Source organism: Pseudoalteromonas sp. MTN2-4 (genome assembly GCF_042848605.1).
Classification (GTDB): domain Bacteria; phylum Pseudomonadota; class Gammaproteobacteria; order Enterobacterales; family Alteromonadaceae; genus Pseudoalteromonas.
On record NZ_BTGK01000061.1, the window covers coordinates 1 to 573 of the forward strand.

The following is a 573-nucleotide window of genomic DNA, read 5'->3' on the forward strand; positions in this document are numbered from 1 at the left end:
ATAACGCCGCAAATAAACGGCTAAAAATAGTGGGCTATAATTTGTGAGGAACGAACAAAGCCCACTGTTTTTTGTCCGCACTTTTAATTTGCTTTGTTATATTGCGATTTACACAATACATTTTTATTATCGCCACTACCATACAGCTTTAACCTTTCTGTACCACCTGTTTTTTCAAAAAACTCTTGTAATGTAATTTCCTTTTGCTCGTAGCTCATTAGCTGCCAGAAACCGTAAAAACCTTTGAACCAAAAGTAATAGAACACAGTTCCGACAGCTAATAGCAAATATACCGATTTACCTACTTTTCGTTTGTACCGTATGCCGCAATACAAAAACCAAATGCAGCTAAATATCGCCAGTATGAAAAATGCAGAGAAAGGAGTTATTAAAGTATCAGAGTTACTCCAAATAGAGCTTAAACAAGTGATATTTCTGCCTGTCACTATTGAAAAGATCAAAGTAATCTTAAAAAAGAAATACAACAACACGGTAATGAACACCGCATATAAGATGCCACTTTCCCTGCTTTCTTTTGTATTCAACGTTTGACCTTACAAAGCAATATAACGC

General features: G+C 35.3%; 1 protein-coding gene. It reads right to left on the reverse strand.

Annotation, left to right across the window (positions count from 1 at the left end):
• Window positions 1-83: 83 nt before the first annotated feature.
• The gene (locus tag ACGHEH_RS21720; RefSeq protein ID WP_390449870.1) at window positions 84-545 is read right to left on the reverse strand and encodes a hypothetical protein; all 462 of its coding nucleotides are present in this window, start codon (window positions 543-545) and stop codon (window positions 84-86) included.
• Window positions 546-573 lie beyond the last annotated feature (28 nt).